This window comes from Streptomyces sp. NBC_00376 (assembly GCF_036077095.1).
Taxonomy (GTDB): domain Bacteria; phylum Actinomycetota; class Actinomycetes; order Streptomycetales; family Streptomycetaceae; genus Streptomyces.
Genome location: NZ_CP107962.1, coordinates 200,769 through 222,209 on the forward strand (window position 1 = coordinate 200,769; position 21,441 = coordinate 222,209).

Below are 21,441 nucleotides of genomic sequence, written 5' to 3' on the forward strand. Positions count from 1 at the left end.
CCCGCATACCTGCAAAGCTGCGGGAACCGGCCGTCGCGGGGGGTGGCAGGCGCCGCCGATACGACGTATAGGGCGGACACCCAGCTTCATTGGTGGCCACCCCCACGCGACGTCCCGGTGGCCAGCCCAGGGAATGTTCGGCCGCGCAGGGTTCCAACTTCTCCGCAAACGGGTCCTGCTGTCGTGACGCAGAGTTGCCGCTGCACGGAAGCTGAGCCAGAACCCCAGAAGATGAACGAAGCCAGTCTGTGCTCCTGTGCCGTGGCCGTATGCGCGAGGGGTGGGATCCGGTGCCGCGGGGCGGTGGCCGAGCACTCCGCGGGCCCGCATGTCGGCGAGCGAGCGAGGTCGGGGCAGTACAGCGTGCCCCTGTCCAGATCCGCGTCGGCCGCCTGGACCCGGGGATGAACGGGGCCGGTGACGGTGGTGTCCGCCGCGGCGGAGGAGCGGTGTTCGGTGGGGGCGGGGCCGGAGCCCGGTCGGCGGCGGGTCGTCATGGTCCCCGATCGTACGGACCACTGCCTCGTACGGCACCAGCCGCTCAACAGTGGTGCATCGGTGCCCCGAGCACCCGCCCGGTCAGGGGGAAACAGCGCGTCCGCGCAACGCTCTCCCCGTGATCGACGGCTCCTGATCTCAAGATCCCCGACAGCAGCGCGTGCTGAACGGCGGGCTCAGGGGCCGGTGTGGGTGTAGGGCGCCCAGAGCACCGGGGATTCTGGACGGGCGGCACGGAGGCCGAGGACTGCGGTGCGCAGGGCCGCGGCGGCAGGAAGCCGGCAGTCACCGGAGGGTGGTTGGTGCTGGAGGGCACGATAGAAGTGCCGTGCGACCTGCGGGGCGCGCAGGTCGCTGATGGACCACTGGGTCGCAATCACATGACTGAAGCCGGCGATGTTGAGTCCACCGGCCAGGTGAACGAATTCGTCGGCCAGGTCTGCGATGCCTCGGGCCGTCTCGCATGCGGAGAGGAAGGCGAGTTCGGCGCCGGAGAGCCGGAGGGCGGTCACGTCGCGCAGGCTGATCGACGCATCCGTGCAGTGCAGTGCGCCACCGGTGAGCGAGTACTGCGAGCCGTGGCCGGCGAAATGAAGTCGGCTGTGGCACTGGAGCTGTTCGAGGACCGACGCACGGGTGGCCAGGGGGCCGACCAATGCGGTCATGGTGGGAAACTCCTCGCGCAGTGAGCCGACTTCTGGCACCGCGTGACTCAGCACGGTCATGCCCGGGGCGCTCGGCACGGCGACTCCGAGCAGTCTGCCGACATCGGGGGCCAGGTGGTCCCGCGCGGCCACGAGGGCGCGCAGGGTCGGAGCGTACGAGCAGACGGCACGGTCGAGGAGGCTGGAGGCATCCGGGGCAGGGCCGGCCTGGCCGCCCCCGGCAGTCGGGTATTCGCCTGCGGCATGGAGCGGGAGCAGGGTGAGTGCGCCGGTCGGGCACCACCACAGGCGAGGTTCCTGTCCTCGCTCCGGGTGTGTCGGCCAGTCGAGCGCGGTGAGGACCGGCTCGACGATGTCCGTCCAGAGCCACGCGAGAACTGCTCCCAGAACCTCGTTCTGCTCCTGCGCGGCGGTGTCCGCATCACTACTGAAGACGTTGATCAGTTCCCGGGCCCGGCTGTCGACCGCTTCGCGCGTGATCCTCTTCAGCGGGACGAGTCGGGGTGGCGCTTCCTCCTCGGCGGTCACGATCAGGGCGTCGCAGCGGTGCCGTCCGATGTTGACGATCACGACCGGGCCGTCGCACGCGGCCTCCCGCAGACGGTGGTAAGGGGGTGGCAGCAGGAACTCCGGGATCAGCGCCCTGGCCCGTACCAGCAGACGGTCCCATTCGGCGGCGGCTTCGCTTCTCCCCTGCGCCCTCAACGCCTGCGCAACTGCGGGAACCTCCCGCATGTCGGTGGTCGTGCTCGTCCGGTCGAGCAGATGCCGGACCTCCTCCATGCGGTCGGCGAGATCGGTGTCCAGTTCGCGGAGTTCGTCGAGTTCGGTGCGGGCGTCGAGGGCCTGGGCCAGCAGGACGCCACGCCCCAGTTCCAGCAGTTCCACCGCGGAGACGAGGTCGCCCTGCTCGATGGCGATGGCTGCGGCATCCGAGGCGAGGCCGTTGGCATCCGCCAGAAACTGGGCCCGGTCGTCTCGGTCCAGACCGTGCCAGGCCGCCTGGGGCAGCAGTTCGACGGCGTATCCGTAGCCCTGCCGGGCCTCGGTCCACCGCCGGTCCGCTGCGGCGAGCCCGCCCAAGCGCAGGGCTGCCCACAGCCGTACCGACATCGGTCCGGTCAGAAGCCGGGCAGCCTCGCGGAAGGCGTCCAGCGCCTCGGCCGTCAGTCCCGCCTCGCGAAGCGTGTGCCCCAGGTCGAACAGGCACCCGGCCCTGCTCGCATGGTCGGCGGGGCAGCGCGCGACCGCGTCGCGGCCCCGGTCCAGTGCCTCGCGCAGGTCGTGTTCCCGGCCGGGGAGCCGGGAACGGCGGCGGAGCATCCCGGTCAGGTTCGACAGGAACTTCACCTGGTCGGGATGGTCGTTCGAGGCCGCATCCGACGCCTCCCTCATGGTCCGGATCGCGGTGTTCAGGTCCTCCTCGTCCCCCGCCTCGTCGAAGCGGTTCAGCAGGGCGACGCCGAGGTTGGACAGGTTCATCGACCGCCGGTGCGAACCGGGCGGGGTCGCGGCGATTGCGCGCCGGGCGGCCTCGACGGCCCGGTCCAGGTCACCGGGCCGCCGGCGGTGCTGGTGGGCGCTCAGCAGCGCCAGGCTCAGATTGGCCAGATACCGGTCCTGAAGGGGGTGGTCGGGCGGGACGATCCGCACCGCCTCGTCGCAGACGTCCACCGCGGCCGCCAGGTCGGTGCCGTCCCCGGTGCGCTCGAACCGGGCCAGCAGAGCGAACCCGAGTCCATTGAGACACATGGCCCGGAGTGCCGTGTGGTCTCCGCTCATCCGCGCTGCCTCGCGTTTGGCGTCCACCGCGGCCTGTAGGTCCTCAAAACTTCCGCGGTGTTCATACCTCGCGTGCAGCGCGCTGCCCAGACCGATCAGTGCGTCGGCTCTTTCCCGGCCCTCGCCGGGCGTGATCGCGACGCATTCGGTGATGGCGTCGACGGCGCTGTCGAAATCTGTCCGATCGCCCGTGTACAGGGCGCGCGTCCGCAGAACGCTACCCATCGTGCGCAGGAAGAACGGGCGGTGGAAACTCCCTGTGGGTGCGCCCCGCTCGGCCCGGAGACAGGCCTTCAGCGCCTCGTCCAGGTCGTTGCGGTCCCCGAAGTCGTCGAAACGGCGGCACAGCAGCTCGCCGAGCATCGCCAGGGCGAAGCTGCCCTCAGCACCGCCGCCGCTCAGGGCCTCGCCCCGCCGCACGGCCCTGATCGCCTCGTCCAGGTCCGTGACGTTCCCGGTGTGGTCGTCGTAGAGCGTGTAGAGGCTCGGCCCGAGGAGCAGCAGTGCATTCGTCTGTTCGTCCGTGCCGGACAAGTCCTGGACGGCGAGCCGGAGGAGGTTGACGGAGGCTTGGGCATCATGGATGTCACCGGTCCGGTGGTGGCGCAGTACGAAGCACGTGGCGAGCTCCACCCGCACCGATGCCTCCTGGCCGGTCCCGAAGGACTCCACCAGAAGCTGCTCGTACAAGGCCGTCGCCTCGTCCAGGTCTGCTCGGGCCAGGGTGGGTTCGGCGCGGAAGTGCAGGCTCTGGGCGAGCAGCAGCCGACAGCTTCCGGACTCCGGGTCATCGGGGGCGCCCAGTTCGACGGCTCGGCGTGCCGCCCGAACCGCGTCGTCCATGTCGTCCGCCGGGACGTCGTCCCCGGAGCGCCGCTGCAACTGCATCCTGATCAGCAGCGTCCGGGCCAGTCCCGCCCAGGCCAGAGGGTGGCGGGGTTCCTCCGGGCGGGTCAGGCCGATCACGTGGCGGGCCGCCTCGATCGACAGGTCGAGATCGCCGGGGTCGTGCGTCTTCCCGTAGCCGACCCTCGCGAGTTCGCTGAGGTGGAAGTAGGTCACCTGAGCCTGCGGGTGTCCTGGTGGCATGGCTGCGGCGGCGTCACGGGTCGCGGCGAACGCCTCCTCGTAGTGCGCGGCCGACCCGGTGCGGTCGAAGCGGTTCAGGAGCATCTGGGCGAGGTTGTCGAGGCGGCTGGGGCGCCGCTCCGCATCGGGGGCGGTGAGGGTGATGCTGCGCCGGGCCGCGGTGATCGCCTCCTCCACGTCGGACATGCGGTCGGCGACCTGGAACCTCTCCCAGAGAGCGAGGGCCAAGTTGGACAGTTGCTCGTTCAAGTAGGGGTGGTCCTGTTCCTCGCCCTCCCGCACCGCGTCGGTGCTCGCCTCCACGGCTGAGTCGAGCCATCTCCGGTCGCCGGTGAGCCGGGCCCAGCCGCGCAGCGCCCGGCCGAACTCGGTGAGGAGCGGGGGGCGGAGGGCCGATCCGCGCGGTACGACCTCGTTGAGCGTCGACCACGCTCGTAGCGAGGTCCGCAACGCTTCGGGGTCTTGGTGGTCCTGCCAGTTGCGGTAGTTCGCAAGGCCGGTCTCGAACAACTGACGTATCGTCATCGGAGTGTCCGCCACGCCCGCCATGAACACTTCCCGTCACTGGTGGATGAGTGCACGATCGACCGTAACTTCCTTATGATGGCATGCCGTTACAGTTCGGAAGAATGACTGGGAGTTGCGTGAACGGCTGGTTGGACGCCTTGGAGGAAGCGGACCCGCTGCTGGCTGCCTTGGGTGCGATCGAGTCGGTGGGTCCTCGCGTCTGGGACCGGGTGGGTCTGGCCCTCGACGAGGTGGACACCGCCCTGGACGCCGGGGACACCGCCGCCCTGCGGCGCGCGTTGTACGCGTTGGAGGACTCCCTGCCGTCGAAGCGCATGCGGATGCTCGGCGGGGCCCATGCTCCGGTCCCGCCGCCGACCGGGCTCGCCGACCGGGTCGAGCGGCTCGTGAGCCGTATCCGGGGAGCTGCCGCGGACGACGAGGACGCCCCGATTCCGGTCGATTCTGCCGAGTCGCCGAACGGCCATGCCACGTAGCCGCTTCGAGGGCCGCGCCCTGATCGTCCACGTTTTCGTTCCGCTGGCCGCGGCGGTACGGGACGAGGAGAGCGGTCACTTCTCCGTGCGTCGGTTGTGGGAGCGGCTGGGCAACCGGTTGGGCGTGACCGATCCGGTCCCCGGCTTCGGCCCCTCCCGACTGCCCGCCCTGGCACCGCCGACCGTGACGGGCAGCGCCATCGGCCACACGCTGCTCGCGGCGGCCCAGCGCACGGGGCCGTCGCCCGCGCAGGCCTTCGCGTACCGTCGTGGCGATGCCATCGGCATCGCGGTCGTGCTGTTTCCGGGCCCCGGCGTCTCCTGGGAGGACCTGCGCCGCCGCTGGGACAGGGTGGCGCCATTGCCCGAGCGGCTGGGTTCCTCGACCACGTACGTCCACCGCGTGCTCGACAGTGGGCGGACGCCACCCGGCACAGGTCGGCTGAGCCGCCTGCTCACCTCGGTGCCGGCGGTCGGAACGCCTGTGCCGCCGGAGGGAAGTTGGCGGCGGTCGCCCGACGGGTACCTGGTCCGGTTCACACGTTCTGCGGGGCCGGGGGCGGTCGGTACGGCCGCGGTAGTGGGGCCGGTATCGCGCGAGGCGGAATTCGATGCCTGGCTGTGGCACATCGACCCCTCGGGTGCTGTCGCCCCCTTCCTCCGCTGTCTGGAAGGGATGGCCAGGCTGCGGCACCACGCGTCCGTGCACCGCACGCACCAACCAGCCCTCCACTCCCTGTGCGAGCGCCTTTCGGCCGCGTCGGAACGGTTGGCCGGGCTGTGCGGCAGCGTACTGGCCACCGGTTCCGGGCCGGACGAGCTGATCGCCGCAGACGCGTCCATCGCCGCTCTGTACGTCGGCGACCAAGGGCTCAACCAATCGCTGAGGGACCTCCGCGACATGCGCCAGTCGGTGCGGATCACCTCGGATTCCCTGGCGGAGCTGCTGCCGCCTCCGGCCGGAGCGGGCGCCGACCCGGACCAGGACCTGGCCCGCTCGCTCCTCGCCCTGATCGACGACGACATCGCCCATGCCGAATCCGTCAAGCGCGAGGCCGACGAGATCTCCCGGACGACCGAGTCGATCGTGCGGCAGCGACTGGCGCTGCTCCAACAACGCACGACCGTCGTACAGGGAGCAGTGCTCGGGTCGCTGCTGACGGCGCTGGCCGCAGTGCAGTCCCTCTCCTACAAACTGCCGTTGCCGGGTGCGCTGCACGCGCCATTGATCACCTGGCTGTCCGTGCTCGCCCTGCTGCTGCCCGTTCAGTTGATGCGCTGGCGGCGGGCCGACGGAAGGGCCCGTCGGCCCGCCGGGTTCGACCGCCTGTCCGTCCTGTGCATGGGCACGGCAACGGGCTGGCTCGGCGCTTCGGTGCTCTCCGTCACCGCCCTGCACGTTCCGGCGCGTCCGGTGGTGAGCGTGGGCTGCGCGATGGTCTGCGCTCTCGGCTTCGTGCTGGCGGACCGGCGATGGGTGTCACGCGCAGTCTGAGAACCTGTCAGACGGCCTGTGATCAGTCGTGGATGAGGCTCCACGATCGGCCCCTGCGGACCGCGTCCGCGCCCTGGCGCCGCAGAACCGTCACCGGCTTCCCGAAGACGCAAGGGCTCGGCCCGGAGAACGGAGCTGTCCGGGACTGCTCCGGCGCCGTGATCACACCAGCCACACCGTTGAGCGAGCTGGTGCCGTGCGGGCCCAAGGCACGGGCGAACGCCGTCAAGAAGTTGGGGGTACGGGTGGCCGAGGCGGTGGGCCCGGTGGCGGAGGGACCGATGGCGGGGGCGGGAACCGCGGCCGGGCCAGGGCCCCGGTTGCGGGCGGTGGGGGCGATGAACTACGAGGCCGCCAAGCAGTTCTTCGAGCGCGGGGGCACGTTCGGGTGCCGAGGAAGCACGTCGAACGGATCGTTGGCGAGGACCAGGAGGAGCGGGAGCTCCGGCTCGGGGCGTGGATCGGGAACCAGCGGGAGCAGGGCCGCGACGCTGTCCCCGGAGCGGGTGGAGCTGCTGTCCGCGATTGGCATGCGGTGGGTGTAGGCGGCGAGCAGGGGGCCGTGCAAGGTGATCTGCACGGTCCCAGAGCCGGACGGTGGTGCGACGGGGGCGGAGATCAGGACTCTGTCTGCGACGGCTTCCGGCGGCCAAGGTGATGCGTGTGAGGGCTCCGAACCCTATGTTCTGGGGCTGATAGTGATGGTGAGATCGACCCGGTCGTAGCCAGCCATCTGGTTGGTGCCCCTGGTGTCGGCGAAGGACCGGGTGTCGGTGTGCAGGACGGCTGTGACCAAGGGGGCGGGCCGGTCGTCGAGGGCCAGCGCGAGCGGCCGGGCTGTGCCCTTGGCGATCCAGCCGAGAGGGAGGCCGTTGTGCTCGACCCGGATGGCGTTTGGGTCGTCGGGTTGTCGTAATCGCGGACGAGGGGGGCTCACACCGGACCTTCGCCGGTCGACCGCGCGAGGCTTGGCAGCAAGCACCACCTGATCACCGACCGCCACGGAACACCCCTTGCCGTCTCGCTGACCAGCGGAAACCGGCACGACGTCACCCAGCTCATGCCCCTGCTGGACACCATCCCCCGCATCCGCGGCCTGATCGGCCGGCCCCGTCACCGGCCACGGCGGCTGTTCGCCGACCGCGGCTATGACTACGACAAGTATCGACGCCTGCTCCGCGCTCGCGGCATCACACCGAAGATCGCCCGCAAGGGCACCGCCCACGGATCCGGCCTGGGCAAGACCAGGTGGGTCGTCGAGCGCACCTTCGCCTGGCTCCACCAGTTCAAACGCCTCCGGATCCGCTACGAGATACGAGCCGACCTCCACCTCGGACTACTCCAACTCGAATGCAGCATCATCTGCTTGCGACGACTCCGAACCTCATTCTGAAATGATCAGTAAGGGCCTGCTGGGAAATAACTTGTGTGTTCTGGCTCTTGACATCCCAGCGCAGTCAGGGTGTTCGACAGCAAGTTATTTTCCGGCAGGCCCTAAGGCGGTGCCCGGTAGGGCGGGCGCGCCTCGGCCGCGCAACCAGGACACCACGAGGCTAGGGCCCCGGTCGACACGCCCGGGGCCCTGGGCGCTTGGGGTTCGGGCGAGGAAATGCCCCTGATCAGCGGCGGTCAGGGGCATCGGGTACAAACAGGTCCGAAGCCGGGCCCAGGGCCGGGGGCTGCAGCCGTTGTTGGGGCCATGGACGACGAGGACGACGGTGCCTTCCCCGGTGGCGTGGGCGGCGCCGCGGAGGGCGCTGGAAGGCACGACGCTGTTGCTCGGCAGCGAGCCGCTTGGCCTGGACTGACGACGCAACAGGGCTGCGACGAACTGGGTGCCCTCCAGGTGTCGGTGCCGCCGACCGGTTGTCTCAGGGGCGCTGCTGGAGCCAGAGTGCGATGAGGCTGGCGGCCAGGGTGCCGGCGCCGTAGCACAGGCCGCCTACGAAGTGGCTTGCGGCAGGGCGCCGCTGAGCGAGGGCCCATCTGCGCAGGCGCGACAGGCTTGGGGGTCTTTCCGGGCAGGGCTTTGCAGTGCTCATTTCGGGATCCTTGGTTCGGGGCAGGCCGGTTGGGCCCTGTGGCTGGTTGCCGGACAGGGCGGGACGGGGATCGGCAGGGTCGTCAGCGGCGGACGAGTGCGGTCTTGGGCAGTCCTTCGGGCAGGCGGTCGTTCAGGACGAAGGAGGCCATGGCCTCATTGGTCGGCGTTGGTGCGGAGCTTGCGATGTCGCGGTCCGGGGGGGTGGCTCGGGCGAGGTGTAGGGGGAGGGGCAGGTGCTTGTCGGCGGTGAATCCGAGGAGTCGGGAGTGCGCGCACCAGACTCTGGCTTCCGGGACGGTTCCGTTGGCGGCGTGGTAGAGGGCCAGGACGTGGGCGGCGAGGGCGTTTTCGGCACCGGCTGCGAAACGCCACCAGTAGAGGGCGCTGTCGCGCCGGCCGAGGATGTAGAGCAGGCAGGCGAAGGCGCAGGCTCCGGTTGCGTCGTAGTCGAGGTCGAAGGCCGCCATGAGGGTGGCGGCGTTCTCGGCGCTGAGGATGGTTTCGCACAGCTGCCGGAGGTGGGCGAGCGTGACCGCCGGCTGGTCCGCTGGGTTGCGCGTGACGACCGGAAGAGGGCGGCGTCGGAGGCCGCGCCGGATGGCGGGGCGGGTGAAGCGCTGACGCTGCGGGGTGAAGGAGGGGGGCGTGCAGGTGTCCGCGGAGAAGGAGCGTGTGGGGTCGTCCTGGACTCTGGGAGGGCGGGTCGCGTGTTCTTCGATGCGTGTGGAGAGTCGGTTCATGAAGTCGTCGGTGTCGTGGGTGCTGAGCATGTCGTGCAGGACCTGTGCTTCGGCGCGCAGTGTCTCTTCGAGCATCAGGAATCTCCTCCGTTCCTCGGTTCGGGGGAAGTCATGAGGGCTTGCAGGGCTTTGAGCCCGAGATGGACGTTGGTCTTGGCGGCATTGGGCGTGATGCTGAGCTGGTGGGCGATCTCGACGAACTCCATCTCCTCGATGTAGCGGAGCCGGACGCATTCCGCCTGCTTCGGTGCCCGGTCCTGAAGGATGGCGCGGGCCCGGTCAAGCCGGTCGTATCCGCGAAGCTCCAGCAGGTCGTCCGCGGTTGGGGCGTGCAGGAGCCCGGAGTGGGGGATCTCCCGGCTGACGAGACGGGCGCGACGTCGGTAGAAGTCGATGCTCGTGGCGTGCACGATTCTCCGGGCCAGGGCCAGAGGGTTGTTGTGAGCCTTGATCTTGGGCCACTTGTTGTAGATCTTCAGTGCTGCGTCGAGGACTGCTTCGTCCGCGTCGAACAGGTCGCGAAGGTGGCTGATAGCGATGCGCAAGAACTCGTCCTTGTGCCGGATGAGGAAGTCGCGGAAAGCGGCGTCCATCGGCTGCTGTTCCGGGGCGAGTTCGTGGCTCTCGTGGGGGCCGCCGTTCACAGTGCCCCCTTGTGGGCAGGCGGGTGGGACGGCCGTGGGCACGCGGTGCGGTAGGACGCGCGAGCCTGCGAGGCGGTCATCTGGTAGGCGCCGGGTTGTACCAGCGGCGTGTACCAGGCCCTGAAAAGCCTCACGGACTCCTCCTCTTCTTCCAGTTCGAGACCCGGCGTGCGCCGTTGCGCGCCGGGGGCTTTTTGCACCCCTACACCGATCGGGAGCCCCCTCAGAGTTAGGCGTGGGACGCACGTTCGCTCATGTTGTGTGATCAACCAGTTACTTAAAGGCATCTGACCTGCGTATCTACTCACGTGGCATGACCTATCTCACACGCTCCGTAGGTGTAGCGGGAGGTCTCGGCGTCATTCACCGTGCGCACCGGTCAGGGAAGCCAGGCATCTCCGGACAGGCCACCAAGGCTGCTGGCTGAGCACCGGGGTCTCCATCCAGGGGGCCGGTGACCGGCTTCATGGTGACGTCGAAGACGCCGGCCTTCTCGAACGCGCGCATCCCCGTGCGCCACCGCAGCGTCAGCCGTCCCGTCGCTGAATGCCGTGCTGTGGCAGCAGGGCTTACCACCTGCACATTTGATCGTCTGTCACCAGCTGTCCACTCCTGCCATCATGAGGGCGCACCAGCCCCTGACCTGCCGGAGTACCGCTGTGACAGCACGTCGCCTCGCCCCGATCGCCATCGCCCTTCTCATCGCGGCCCTCGCCGGATGCAATCCCAGCGCGGCCAAGTCCGAGTCGGACTCCAAGCCCTCGGCCCCTGCCGCCTCCCAGCCGGGCAAGGAGTCCCCAGCACCCGGCGCACCTGCGGGCGGCAGCGACCTGTCCCTGGCCGAGGCCATCGCAAAGATCCCGGCCGGTGTCGAGGACCGCACCGGGTACGAGCGCGATTCCTTCCGCCTGTGGGTCGACGCCGACAAGGACGGCTGCGACACCCGGAAGGAAGTCCTGATCTCCGAGGCGGTCAAGGCTCCCGAGCAGGGGGCCCGGTGCGCGCTGAGCGGGGGCGAGTGGCTGAGCTACTACGACGAGGTCACCGTGAACGCGGCCACCAAGCTCGACATCGACCACGTCGTCCCGCTCGCCGAAGCCTGGGACTCCGGAGCCTCGAAGTGGGACGCGGACCGGCGCGAGCAGTACGCCAACGACCTCACCGCCGACCGGTCATTGGTCGCCGTCACCGCGAAGACCAACAGGAGCAAGGCCGACCGGGACCCGTCCGAATGGCTTCCCCCGGCCGCGTCCGCACAGTGCACCTACGGTGCCGACTGGGTGGGCACCAAGCTCCGCTGGAAGCTCACCGCGGACGACAAGGAGCGCACGGCCCTGGAGAAGCTGGCCAAGAACTGCGCGGACACCGTCGTGAAGTACGAAACCGCCCCCTGACCAGCAGTCAGGCACGGCGTCCTCACCGTATCCGGACCACGGTGAGGGTGCCGTGCCGGCCGGACCCGGCCAGTACCTCCACGACCAGATCCGTCTCCACCCGTGTGTACGGCTCGCCCTCCGCCCGCCGCTCCCCCACCACCGCCGCGCCGCTCAAGGCCTCACCGACACGAGCCGCGAGGACCGGCTCCAGGCGGGCGGACACCCGGGCCGGCCCGCCCTCGTCCCCCACCGCCAGGACCAGATGGTGCGGCCTGAGCCGGGGGCCGGTGACTCCCAGCGCCAGGGCGTCCACGGTGTCCGCGTGCCGGCGCTGTCACGTTGTTGGGTGTGTGAGTGCCTGATGGTGTGTCGGGTGTGGTGGGGTCGGGTTCCGGCTCCGTGCTCAGGCCGTGGTGGGCCGGCTTGCAGCGCCGGTGATCTGGTCCCAGATGGCGAAGCGGGTGGTCATCTCGGTGCGGTATTCGGGGGCGGTCATCAGGTGGCGGCGTGGTCGGAAGTGGGGTGAGATGCCGCTGAACGCGGACAGGAACTGCTGGGCTCCGCCGACGCTACGGAAGCCTTTCATGGCGCGTTCGCGCTGGCGGGTGGGCTGGTGGCTGTTCTCCGCCCGGTTGTTGAGGCCCTTGTGGGCGCGGTGTTCTACGGAGGGCATGACCTCGCGGTGGGCCGCGCCGTAGGAGCGGAGCTTGTCGGTGACGATCACCCTCGGCACCGAGCAGGTTCTCTTGAGCAGTTTGCGGAAGAAGCGCCGGGCCGCGGCCTTGTCCCGGCGGGACCGGACCAGGATGTCGAGCACGTTGCCGTCGGCGTCAACGGCCCGCCACAGGTACTTCTGCTCTCCGTTGATCTTCACGAAGACCTCGTCCAGGTGCTTCCCAATGCCGATGTCAAGCCGCCGTCGTCACTGAGGGTATGACCTGGTAGCACCGTCGGTCACGGATCAGAGCCCACAGGACGTTGACGCGACGGCGTGCGAGCGCGAGGACGGCCTGGACGTGCCGTTTCCCCTCGGCGCGCTTGCGGTCGTAAAACTTCCGTGAGTTGGGGTCTCGTTGGACGCTGACCAGCGCGGAGATGTAGAAGACGCGCTGCAGGCGACGGTGGTATCTCGTCGGTCGGTGGTCGTTACCGCTGACCTGGCCGGAGTCGCGTGGGGCGGGGACCACGCCGGCGAAGGCCGCGAGCCGGTCGGCCGTGGGGAAGGCGTCCAGGCTGCCGCCGACGGCGACGAGGAACTCGGCACCGAGGATCGTGCCGATGCCGGGCATGGACTGGATCACGTCGGCCAGTTCGTGTTCGCGAAACCGGCCCTCGATGAGTTTGTCGGTCTCGGTGATCTTCTCGTTGAGGACCATCACCTCCTTGGCGAGGGTGTGCACCATCTTCGCGATGGCCTTCTCACCCACGACGGCGGTGTGCTGGCGCTCGGCGGCCTCAACCACCTTCTCGGCGAGGGCAGCAGCGTTGCAGACCTTGCGGTTGCGCAGCCAGGCGGTCAGCCGCCGACTGCCCGCGCGGCGGATCGCTGCCGGTGTCTGGTAACCGGTTAGCAGCACCAGCGGGCCGACGTTACCCAGGTCGAGGGCCCGTTCCAGGGCCGGAAACATGCTGTTCAGCAGGGCCTTGAGCCGGTTGGTGGTGCGGGTGCGGTCGGCGACCAGATCGACGCGGTGGTCGGTCAGCAGCCGCAGCTCGAGCGTGGCTTCGTCGCCGGGGCGGATCGGCTGGAGGTCGCGGCGCATCCGGGCCTGGTCGGCGATCACGCGGGCGTCACGGGCGTCCGTCTTGCCCTGGCCGCGGTAGCTGTCGGTGGCCCGGTTGACCGCGATACCGGGGATGTAGACGAGCTCCTGGCCATGGTTGACCAGAAGGGCGATCAGCAGGCCGGGCTCGCCGCCGGTCATGTCAAGCGCCCAGGTCGTCTTGCCGCCGTCGGCGAGGTCCAGGACGTCACCGATCAGCTTCAGCAGTTCCGGCTCGTCGTTGGCCACCCGACGCGACAGCAGCGTGTCGCCCTCGCTGTCCAGGACCAGGCAGTGGTGGTGGGTCTTGCCGCAGTCGGTTCCCGCCCATATCCGGCTCATCGTGCTCCATTCGGTCGTACATGCCTTGCGTACCACGGACGACCTCGCCGGCATTGCTCTACACAGCGACTTGTTCGCACTTCCCAATCGGCGGCCGAGTCGTCGTGGGGAGCCAGGCGGCCAAGCACCTGAAGCCACGAACGGCAGCCACTTGTCAGCCACACCCAGCTCCCCTGGGTGTCCTCACCCTACGAACGGGAGGACCAACCCGTTCAAGAAGGTAGAGCCACTTGTCGCCGGGCCGGGGCCGCCTCCGGCGCAGGCCGTTGGCGTAGGCCTGCCCGAACTTCGCACACCAGCGGCGGACCGTCTCGTGGGAGACGACCACGCCGCGCTCGAGCATCAGCTCCTCGACCTCGCGGAACGACAGCGGGAAGCGGTGGTACAGCCACACACAGTGGGCAATGACCTCGACCGGGTACCGGTGCCCCTTGTACGACGGCGATGCGCTGTCCACGGACGACCCCTCCCAGCATGACCAACCAGAAGATCATCCCACCCGGTCAGTCAACGTGACAGTGCCTCCCGCAGGAGCTGGTGCCGCACTGCCTGCGGCATTCGTACGTCACCCACAACATCGAAGACGGCGTCGACCCGAAGTTCATCCAGGAACAGGTCGGCCACCTCTATGCATCCACCACCGCCCTCTACACCGCGGTCAGCGACGACTTCGCCAACGCGATGATACTCAAGGCCATCGACCTGGCCTTCGAAAGCGATCCCGGCCCCAAGGCCCCAGAACGGAGCGGACGATCATGACGGCCAAGCTCGACTACAAGTGGCTCTACCTTCTTGAACGGGTTGGTCCTCCCGTTCGTAGGGTGAGGACACCCAGGGGAGCTGGGTGTGGCTGACAAGTGGCTGCCGTTCGTGGCTTCAGGTGCTTGGCCGCCTGGCTCCCCACGACGACTCGGCCGCCGATTGGGAAGTGCGAACAAGTCGCTGTGTAGAGCAATGCCGGCGAGGTCGTCCGTGGTACGCAAGGCATGTACGACCGAATGGAGCACGATGAGCCGGATATGGGCGGGAACCGACTGCGGCAAGACCCACCACCACTGCCTGGTCCTGGACAGCGAGGGCGACACGCTGCTGTCGCGTCGGGTGGCCAACGACGAGCCGGAACTGCTGAAGCTGATCGGTGACGTCCTGGACCTCGCCGACGGCGGCAAGACGACCTGGGCGCTTGACATGACCGGCGGCGAGCCCGGCCTGCTGATCGCCCTTCTGGTCAACCATGGCCAGGAGCTCGTCTACATCCCCGGTATCGCGGTCAACCGGGCCACCGACAGCTACCGCGGCCAGGGCAAGACGGACGCCCGTGACGCCCGCGTGATCGCCGACCAGGCCCGGATGCGCCGCGACCTCCAGCCGATCCGCCCCGGCGACGAAGCCACGCTCGAGCTGCGGCTGCTGACCGACCACCGCGTCGATCTGGTCGCCGACCGCACCCGCACCACCAACCGGCTCAAGGCCCTGCTGAACAGCATGTTTCCGGCCCTGGAACGGGCCCTCGACCTGGGTAACGTCGGCCCGCTGGTGCTGCTAACCGGTTACCAGACACCGGCAGCGATCCGCCGCGCGGGCAGTCGGCGGCTGACCGCCTGGCTGCGCAACCGCAAGGTCTGCAACGCTGCTGCCCTCGCCGAGAAGGTGGTTGAGGCCGCCGAGCGCCAGCACACCGCCGTCGTGGGTGAGAAGGCCATCGCGAAGATGGTGCACACCCTCGCCAAGGAGGTGATGGTCCTCAACGAGAAGATCACCGAGACCGACAAACTCATCGAGGGCCGGTTTCGCGAACACGAACTGGCCGACGTGATCCAGTCCATGCCCGGCATCGGCACGATCCTCGGTGCCGAGTTCCTCGTCGCCGTCGGCGGCAGCCTGGACGCCTTCCCCACGGCCGACCGGCTCGCGGCCTTCGCCGGCGTGGTCCCCGCCCCACGCGACTCCGGCCAGGTCAGCGGTAACGACCACCGACCGACGAGATACCACCGTCGCCTGCAGCGCGTCTTCTACATCTCCGCGCTGGTCAGCGTCCAACGAGACCCCAACTCACGGAAGTTTTACGACCGCAAGCGCGCCGAGGGGAAACGGCACGTCCAGGCCGTCCTCGCGCTCGCACGCCGTCGCGTCAACGTCCTGTGGGCTCTGATCCGTGACCGACGGTGCTACCAGGTCATACCCTCAGTGACGACGGCGGCTTGACATCGGCATTGGGAAGCACCTGCGCGAAGTCATGGCCACCAAGGGGATGTTTTCCACGACTGACCTGCGGCCGCAGCTTGCCGAGCGGGGCATCAACCTGTCCCCCAGCCAGATCTACCGGTTGGTGGTCGAGGTGCCGGAACGGCTCAACCTCAAGGTGCTGATGGCTCTGCTGGACATTCTCGAATGCTCCATGGACGACCTGATCGAGCCGGTCGCCGCGGGCAGGCCCCGGGCCAAGAAGGCCGCGGACGGCACCGAGACCACAGGGGTGGGAGACTTCCGGCCCAAGCGGGCCCGGATCGTTCGGCCGTCATGACCACCGTCCCGAGGGCCGAAGCGGACCCGAACGCGGTGATCGTCGATCTGATCGCTGCGATCGAGCCCGGCTTGCCGCCGGATACGGTCCAGCGCGCGATTGCACAGGCCGTACACGCCAAGCCGCGTGCTGTCCTCTTGGCCCGGACACTGGAGCGCGATCCCGGGCTCCTCACCTCGGGCCGGGCCGAAGGCCCGGCTTCGGTTGAGCGTCTGATCCGCTCTCTCGCCCAGGTCGGCGCCACCAACGTCGTTCGGCCGCCGTGCTCGCGCTGCGGCAGGTTGGAGCCGCTCACGAACACCGATGGATCCGGCCTGCGGACGTGTGCCTCATGCGGTCGCGCGCGCCCGAATGGGGGATGGACCTGCAGCGTCTGCGGCAAGCGCAACACTCCGCGCTACGGGCTGGACCGCTCTGGTCGTGAAGCCTGCCGCTCCTGCTACAGGGCCGAGTGCACCGAGGACCCGACCGCGGACCTCCTGAACTACCTCAACACCCTTGCCTTCGGACTCGACGAGTCCGTGCTCCAGGACGTAGTCGCCGAGGTCACCAAGGGCAGCAGTCCGATCACCCGGCGCCTGCTCTGGGACATTCAGAACCAGCCGGGTCTGCTGGCCGGGCAGGCCCACCACTACGGGCCCCGAACCCTCCTTCTGGCCGAGCGCCTGCACCAGGCCGGAGCCGACGGCGTCCCGGCGCCCAAGTGCCCGCACTGCGACCGCGCGATCCGACTCAGCCACTCCATCAAGCGGTTGCGGGTCTGCGGCACGTGCTACAACCGCTCGACTGCCCAGCCCTGCACGCACTGCGGTCGCACCCGGCCCGTCGCTGGCCGCACCACCGAGGGCGCCCCCTTCTGCAGCGACTGCCGCAACAAGGACGTGACCTGCCAAGAGACCTGCGTCAACTGCGGCCGCCATCGGGCCGTCTCCGCCCGGACCGGGAACGGCCCGCTCTGCTCGTCCTGCCGTAAGCCACCCAGGATGCAGTGCAGCACCTGCGGCAAGGTTCGCCCCTGCTTCCACAGCGCCGCCGGCACACCACGCTGCCGGGCCTGCCTGACAAAACTGGAGCCCTGCACCGACTGTGGACGTCCCTCCCGCGTTGTCGCCCGCACCCCTCGGGGACCGTTCTGCGAAAACTGCTGGGAGGTCGCTCCCGAGGCCCGCAAGCCGTGCCAACAGTGCGGCACCGTCGAGAAGCTCTTTCACTTCGGCCTCTGCCAGCGATGCGCTGGCGAACGTCACTTGCGACAGCTGCTGACCTCGCCGAACGGCGAGCTCCGTCCGGAGCTCGACCGGGTCGCAACCGCCCTCCTGGACTTCAATTCCCGCCGAACCCTGCTCTATCTGCGCGAATCGGCTACGGCCAAGGAACTGGTCACTGACCTCGGCACCGGAGCCTGCGACCTCACCCACGAGGACCTCGACGCACGGATGTCCGGCCCGAAGGATCTGTCCGTCGACTACTTCCGCTCCGTCCTGGTCTCGGCCGGCGTCCTGCCCGTCCGTGATGAGTACCTGGCCCGGCTGGAGCGGTGGGTCCAGTTCAAGATCGAGGCTTTGGACGATCCGGAAGACCGCCAGCTGATCACCGCGTTCGCCCGCTGGGACCGTGTCGTCCGCATCAGGCGCCGGGCCCGGGGCAAACCGATCTCACCAGCGGCAGTCGATGTCGCCCAGAGCCAGATCGCCAAGGCCGTCACCTTCCTGACCTGGCTCAAGAAGCACGATGCGACCTTGGCGATCTGCGATCAAACGCTCATCGATCTCTGGCTCACCTCGGAGAACCACCAAGGCCCCTATATCGCGCGCGCATTCGTTGCCTGGGCTGTTCGCAGCAAGTACGCCTCCGGCATCAGCATCCCCAACCGGCCCCAGAGATCCTTCTACCGGCCGCTCGACGCCGACGAACGCTGGACGATCGCCCGCCAGCTCCTCAACGACGACTCCTTCGAAACCAGAGACCGCGTCACCGGGCTCATGGTCCTGCTCTACGGACAGACTCCCGCCAAGATCAGCCAGCTGACTACCTCGCACGTCATCCACGACGACAAGGGGGTCGCCATACAGCTTCACAAGACACCACTGAGGCTCCCGCCACCCCTGGACGAACTCGTGCTTCAGCTCGTCGAGATCGCCCGCAGCCACGAACACATGGTTATGTCCAACGAGCAGAACACGCCCTGGCTCTTCCCGACCCAGCGACCCGGGAAGCCGCTGACGAACCGACGGCTCACAAGAAGACTCCACAACATCGGGCTTCCCTCCGAAGCCGCACGATGCGCCGCCCTGCTCGACCTCTGCATCCAGATGCCCCCGGCCGTGTTGCAACGGCTCCTCGGAGTCAGCTCCTTCGCCGCCGAACGGTGGGCGGCAGGAGCCGTCAGAACCGCCTACGCGGCCGAGGTGGCCCGTCGCTCAGATACGTGAGAGTCATGCAGGAAGGAGCTGGACGACCCCCACCCACGGAAAGTCGCCCGTCTTATGAGTCGCGCGAACGCTCCAGCGTCCTGCGGGCACAGGAATCTGGGCCTGCTCCGGAAGACCTCCCTGGTCCGGGTACTCCACAGCGAGGTCCGCTCCGGCTACGGCGGAGTCCAGGAGAACCGCCGATCCATCGGTCTCCCACACCCCACAGTCCTCCCAGCCGGTGGCGGGATCGTCCAAGACGGTCCTCGCGGCCTCAAGGAGCTCGGCATCTGAATCAGCGGCGAGCCACCGCACGAAGACGTTCTGCTCGGAGAGGTAGCAGGTCGTGGCTGGTTCGTCCGCCAGCACCAACCCCGAGGCTTCGGCACCAACGCCGACGATCCCGGCCCAGCCCTCTACGTCGCATGCGCGGTCGTAATCGTCGGCAACTTCAGTCCCGCCGACGATGATCCCGTCCTCCGTGCAGCCACCCCACTGGTCCACAGCAGAGGTCGGGATAACGATCAATGGGCCACCCATCGACCGCACCCAAGCGAGGTCGGCGTGGAGGTACCGAGAGCTGTTGCGAGACGTCGTCATGCGATCAGTCTGCACACTCCCACCGACAGCGGCTGGGGAGCTATTCCGCACCAGCCAATATCCGAACCTACCGACACTCGCGAACAAGGCAGGCAAGAGCGGCTACATCAAGCACGCCACCGTCGTCCGCAAGGCCGGCGGCGAGGACACCGAGTACCCCAAGGCCGTCCAGGACGCCTCCGGCCCCGGCACCGCGCTGATGGAGCTGGACCTTCTCTGCACCAACTCAGCGGGTAGGAAGTGAAAGCCCGGTTCGCTTCTCAGGTGATCACTTGCACGCCATCCGGCTTGGGAAACGGCATCATGTCCCAGTCGGAGGGCCAACCCCGTTCGCGGCGTTCTCCGGCTTCAGCCTCAAGCAGTCGAGGGATGCGCCACTTCCACCACTGGCTCTCTCCCTCCCCCCGGCCGGGCCACTGGATCGTTGCCGCGCGGAACCGCTCGTCGAGTTCATGCAGTGCTGATTGCTGGATGAACTGGACGCGTGGGGGCAACAGGGGCCAGACGCGCGCCAGCGCACTCCGACACCAGATGTCGTTGTTGAGCTCTGGCGCGCACTTTGAATAGCCCTCTTCCAGCTCTGCCACAACATCACTCCACCGCGTGAGCAATGAGTTGAGCGTGCATGGCTGTCCGCCAGCCCAGCGGCCAGCACCAGCAGATACCGCGGCATGCACTGCCTCGTACTCCTCCTGAGACATGCGCATCCCGTCGCTGTGCTGGGGCGTTCGATCCATTCGTCGACTATCCCAGGGATGTCAATGTCGTTGAGGCGGGATAGAGGGAATGCCCAGGTGTCAATCCCCTCGTTCTGTGGAGATCTTCTATGCGGCCAGCCCCAAGGCGGAGTTGGCTCGGTGGTCGTGTTCGTAGTCGATCGGGCTGTGGTATCAGCACACGCTGTGTAGTCGGTGGGTGTTGTAGAAGCCGGTGATCCAGGCGGCGATCCTCAGCCGGGCCTCGGCCCGGGTAGCGAAGGTGTGCCGGTAGACGTACTCAACCTTGAGCACGCTGTTGAACGCCTCGCTGACGGCGTTGTCGAAACATGACCCGACCCGGCCCATGGACTGCGTCACGCCCAGGCGCCGGCAGGCGCGCTTGAACCGCCGGGACACATATTCGCTGCCGCGATCCGAGTGGAAGAGCACGCCCTTCACGTCGCCACCGCGGGTGGCGGCAGCCATGTTCATGGACGCGACGACGAGCTCGGCGTCGTGTCGTTCGCCCATCGCATAGCCGAGCAGGCGCCGCGAGAACAGATCGATCACGGTGGCCAGATACAGCTTGCCCTCACCGGTGACGATCTCCGTCATGTCGCCGGCCCACACCTGGTCGGGTGCGTCCGCGGTGAAGTCCCGGCGCACGAAGTCCGGAGCCGCGGCCCGTTTGCCGGGCCTGGTCAGCCCGCGGCGCCGACGGATCTTGCGTCCGGCCAGGCCGAGCTCGGCCATGATCTTGGCGACGGTGTTCACCGAGACGCGCCATCCTTCCCGCAGGAGCCTGATCCAGACCTTCGGTGAGCCATAGGTGCCGCCCGAGCCCTCGAAGATCTGCTTGATGGCCTCGGCCAGCTTCCCGCGCCGGACCTCGCGGGTTGTCATGGGCTTGCCGCGCCACTTGTAGAACCAGGACTCCGACACCCCAAGAACCCGGCAGGCCAGGCGGTGCGGGACGTGGTGCTCGGCCCTCTGGTTACCGATGAACGCGGCCAGTGCCGCGGGATCGGACTCGGTCATTTCACCCAGAGGGCCATGCATCGCTTGAAGACATCACGCTCCATCTCCAGCTCCCGGATGCGCTTGTTCTTCTCGCCCATCTCCCGCCGCAGCCGCTCCAGTTCCGCGCGCTCGCTCTCCCGCACCCGCCCGCCACTCTCCGCGGCCGCGGGCCGGTCGGACGATGCCGACCCGTTGCGGCGCCACCGCGAGACCCAGCTGTGCAGCGTGCCCGGATGGACACCGAGCTCCTCAGCGACCTGCGGGATCGGCTTCCCCGTCTCGATCACGATGCGTACAGCACCCTCACGGAACTCGGCGTCGTACGTCCGCTTGTCGGTTCCCATGAACCTCAACTTCCCCTGCAATCACGGACTCCACGCTACGAGGGGAGGGACATCAGCGGGATCGACTCGATTCGCGTGGGCGGCGACTACGCGGGATGGGGGCGCCGCCCCGAGGGTGAGCGGCGCCCGGCCGCCGGTGCGGATCCGGTCAGGACGCCGGGGTCTTCCACAGGTACACGACACCGTCGGAGCTCGTCGTGGCGACCTGCGTGCCGTCGGGGCTGAACGCCAAGGTCCGGACGTTCCAGTGGTTGCCGACCAGCCGGTACGTCAGCTTGTGTTCGGCCGTGTCCCAGAGCCGCACCGCATCCCCGTCGAACACGGCGAGGGTGGAGCCGCGAGGGCTGTACTCCACGCTCTGGACCGGCACGCCGGTCGTCTCGTCGACGCTGCCCGTGGAAC

General features: G+C 68.5%; 19 protein-coding genes and 5 pseudogenes. 9 read left to right on the forward strand and 15 right to left on the reverse strand.

Annotated elements, in window-relative coordinates:
* Positions 1-674: 674 nt before the first annotated feature.
* Positions 675-4,559, reverse strand: a complete 3,885-nt coding sequence (locus OG842_RS43990; RefSeq protein ID WP_266738377.1) for a CHAT domain-containing protein — start codon at positions 4,557-4,559, stop codon at positions 675-677.
* 119 nt (positions 4,560-4,678) lie between these two features.
* On the opposite strand from OG842_RS43990, the gene OG842_RS43995 reads away from it, so the two are divergent.
* Together OG842_RS43995 and OG842_RS44000 are read left to right on the forward strand one after the other, a co-directional pair.
* Entirely contained in the window at positions 4,679-5,038 is a 360-nt protein-coding gene (locus OG842_RS43995; RefSeq protein ID WP_266738375.1) for a CATRA system-associated protein, read from the forward strand.
* On the forward strand, positions 5,028-6,533 hold the full coding sequence (locus OG842_RS44000; protein ID WP_266738374.1) for a CATRA conflict system CASPASE/TPR repeat-associated protein: 1,506 nt from the start codon (positions 5,028-5,030) through the stop codon (positions 6,531-6,533). Before OG842_RS43995 ends, OG842_RS44000 begins: the two co-directional genes overlap by 11 nt.
* Positions 6,534-6,567: 34 nt before the next feature.
* Here the strand turns inward: OG842_RS44000 and OG842_RS44005 are convergent.
* The 3 genes and pseudogenes from OG842_RS44005 to OG842_RS44015 all read right to left on the reverse strand — a co-directional run.
* A pseudogene (locus OG842_RS44005) lies at positions 6,568-6,708 on the reverse strand (IS5/IS1182 family transposase); the annotation flags it as partial.
* Positions 6,709-6,876: 168 nt separating this feature from the next.
* The gene (locus OG842_RS45600) at positions 6,877-7,113 is read right to left on the reverse strand and encodes a hypothetical protein (RefSeq protein WP_401879575.1); all 237 of its coding nucleotides are present in this window, start codon (positions 7,111-7,113) and stop codon (positions 6,877-6,879) included.
* A gap of 99 nt (positions 7,114-7,212) precedes the next feature.
* Positions 7,213-7,470 (reverse strand): hypothetical protein, encoded by a 258-nt coding sequence (locus OG842_RS44015; protein ID WP_328512781.1) that lies wholly within the window; start codon positions 7,468-7,470, stop codon positions 7,213-7,215.
* Between OG842_RS44015 and OG842_RS44020 the strand changes: the two are divergent.
* Positions 7,462-7,926 (forward strand): annotated as a pseudogene (locus tag OG842_RS44020) (IS5 family transposase); the annotation flags it as partial. The gene OG842_RS44015 and the pseudogene OG842_RS44020 overlap by 9 nt on opposite strands.
* A gap of 731 nt (positions 7,927-8,657) precedes the next feature.
* On the opposite strand, the gene OG842_RS44025 reads toward OG842_RS44020, so the two are convergent.
* Together OG842_RS44025 and OG842_RS44030 are read right to left on the reverse strand one after the other, a co-directional pair.
* Positions 8,658-9,392 carry a hypothetical protein gene (locus tag OG842_RS44025; protein ID WP_266738373.1) on the reverse strand — a complete coding sequence of 245 codons (735 nt, stop codon included), beginning with the start codon at positions 9,390-9,392 and terminating at the stop codon, positions 8,658-8,660.
* Positions 9,392-9,961, reverse strand: coding sequence for an RNA polymerase sigma factor (locus OG842_RS44030; RefSeq protein WP_266738372.1), 570 nt, complete (start codon positions 9,959-9,961; stop codon positions 9,392-9,394). The genes OG842_RS44025 and OG842_RS44030 overlap by 1 nt, the downstream gene beginning before the upstream one ends.
* Before the next feature lie 659 nt (positions 9,962-10,620).
* Between OG842_RS44030 and OG842_RS44035 the strand changes: the two genes are divergently transcribed.
* Positions 10,621-11,355: an HNH endonuclease family protein gene (locus OG842_RS44035; protein ID WP_266738371.1), complete on the forward strand. Its 735-nt coding sequence runs from the start codon at positions 10,621-10,623 to the stop codon at positions 11,353-11,355.
* Between the two features lie 22 nt (positions 11,356-11,377).
* On the opposite strand, the gene OG842_RS44040 is transcribed toward OG842_RS44035, so the two are convergent.
* From OG842_RS44040 to OG842_RS44055, 4 genes and pseudogenes are all read right to left on the reverse strand, one after another.
* Positions 11,378-11,650 (reverse strand): hypothetical protein, encoded by a 273-nt coding sequence (locus OG842_RS44040; protein ID WP_266738370.1) that lies wholly within the window; start codon positions 11,648-11,650, stop codon positions 11,378-11,380.
* Positions 11,651-11,740: 90 nt separating this feature from the next.
* Positions 11,741-12,259 (reverse strand): annotated as a pseudogene (locus OG842_RS44045) (IS6 family transposase); the annotation flags it as partial.
* Positions 12,246-13,442 carry an IS110 family transposase gene (locus OG842_RS44050; RefSeq protein ID WP_266726579.1) on the reverse strand — a complete coding sequence of 399 codons (1,197 nt, stop codon included), beginning with the start codon at positions 13,440-13,442 and terminating at the stop codon, positions 12,246-12,248. The pseudogene OG842_RS44045 and the gene OG842_RS44050, both read right to left, overlap by 14 nt.
* Before the next feature lie 226 nt (positions 13,443-13,668).
* A pseudogene (locus OG842_RS44055) lies at positions 13,669-13,899 on the reverse strand (IS6 family transposase); the annotation flags it as partial.
* A gap of 65 nt (positions 13,900-13,964) precedes the next feature.
* On the opposite strand from OG842_RS44055, the pseudogene OG842_RS44060 reads away from it, so the two are divergent.
* From OG842_RS44060 to OG842_RS44075, 4 genes and pseudogenes are all read left to right on the forward strand, one after another.
* Positions 13,965-14,201, forward strand: a pseudogene (locus tag OG842_RS44060) (tyrosine-type recombinase/integrase); the annotation flags it as partial.
* A 249-nt stretch (positions 14,202-14,450) separates the two neighbouring features.
* Complete coding sequence (locus tag OG842_RS44065; protein ID WP_266726579.1) at positions 14,451-15,647, forward strand: IS110 family transposase; 1,197 nt, start codon at positions 14,451-14,453, stop codon at positions 15,645-15,647.
* 1 nt (position 15,648) lies between these two features.
* Positions 15,649-15,966 (forward strand): helix-turn-helix domain-containing protein, encoded by a 318-nt coding sequence (locus tag OG842_RS44070; protein WP_266738493.1) that lies wholly within the window; start codon positions 15,649-15,651, stop codon positions 15,964-15,966.
* On the forward strand, positions 15,963-18,398 hold the full coding sequence (locus OG842_RS44075; protein WP_266738369.1) for a hypothetical protein: 2,436 nt from the start codon (positions 15,963-15,965) through the stop codon (positions 18,396-18,398). The genes OG842_RS44070 and OG842_RS44075 overlap by 4 nt, the downstream gene beginning before the upstream one ends.
* Positions 18,399-18,401: 3 nt before the next feature.
* Here the strand turns inward: OG842_RS44075 and OG842_RS44080 are convergent, their stop codons facing one another.
* Complete coding sequence (locus OG842_RS44080) at positions 18,402-18,977, reverse strand: Imm21 family immunity protein (protein WP_266738368.1); 576 nt, start codon at positions 18,975-18,977, stop codon at positions 18,402-18,404.
* Between OG842_RS44080 and OG842_RS44085 the strand changes: the two genes are divergently transcribed.
* Positions 18,976-19,221: a hypothetical protein gene (locus OG842_RS44085; protein ID WP_266738367.1), complete on the forward strand. Its 246-nt coding sequence runs from the start codon at positions 18,976-18,978 to the stop codon at positions 19,219-19,221. The two genes, OG842_RS44080 and OG842_RS44085, sit on opposite strands and share 2 nt — an antisense overlap.
* Positions 19,222-19,237: 16 nt before the next feature.
* On the opposite strand, the gene OG842_RS44090 is transcribed toward OG842_RS44085, so the two are convergent.
* From OG842_RS44090 to OG842_RS44105, 4 genes are all read right to left on the reverse strand, one after another.
* The gene (locus OG842_RS44090; protein ID WP_266738366.1) at positions 19,238-19,564 is read right to left on the reverse strand and encodes a hypothetical protein; all 327 of its coding nucleotides are present in this window, start codon (positions 19,562-19,564) and stop codon (positions 19,238-19,240) included.
* Positions 19,565-19,867: 303 nt separating this feature from the next.
* Positions 19,868-20,713, reverse strand: coding sequence for an IS3 family transposase (locus tag OG842_RS44095; protein ID WP_266738365.1), 846 nt, complete (start codon positions 20,711-20,713; stop codon positions 19,868-19,870).
* On the reverse strand, positions 20,710-21,039 hold the full coding sequence (locus OG842_RS44100; protein ID WP_266693273.1) for a transposase: 330 nt from the start codon (positions 21,037-21,039) through the stop codon (positions 20,710-20,712). The genes OG842_RS44095 and OG842_RS44100 overlap by 4 nt, the downstream gene beginning before the upstream one ends.
* Positions 21,040-21,187: 148 nt before the next feature.
* The gene (locus OG842_RS44105) at positions 21,188-21,409 is read right to left on the reverse strand and encodes a WD40 repeat domain-containing protein (RefSeq protein ID WP_328512809.1); all 222 of its coding nucleotides are present in this window, start codon (positions 21,407-21,409) and stop codon (positions 21,188-21,190) included.
* Positions 21,410-21,441: the final 32 nt, after the last annotated feature.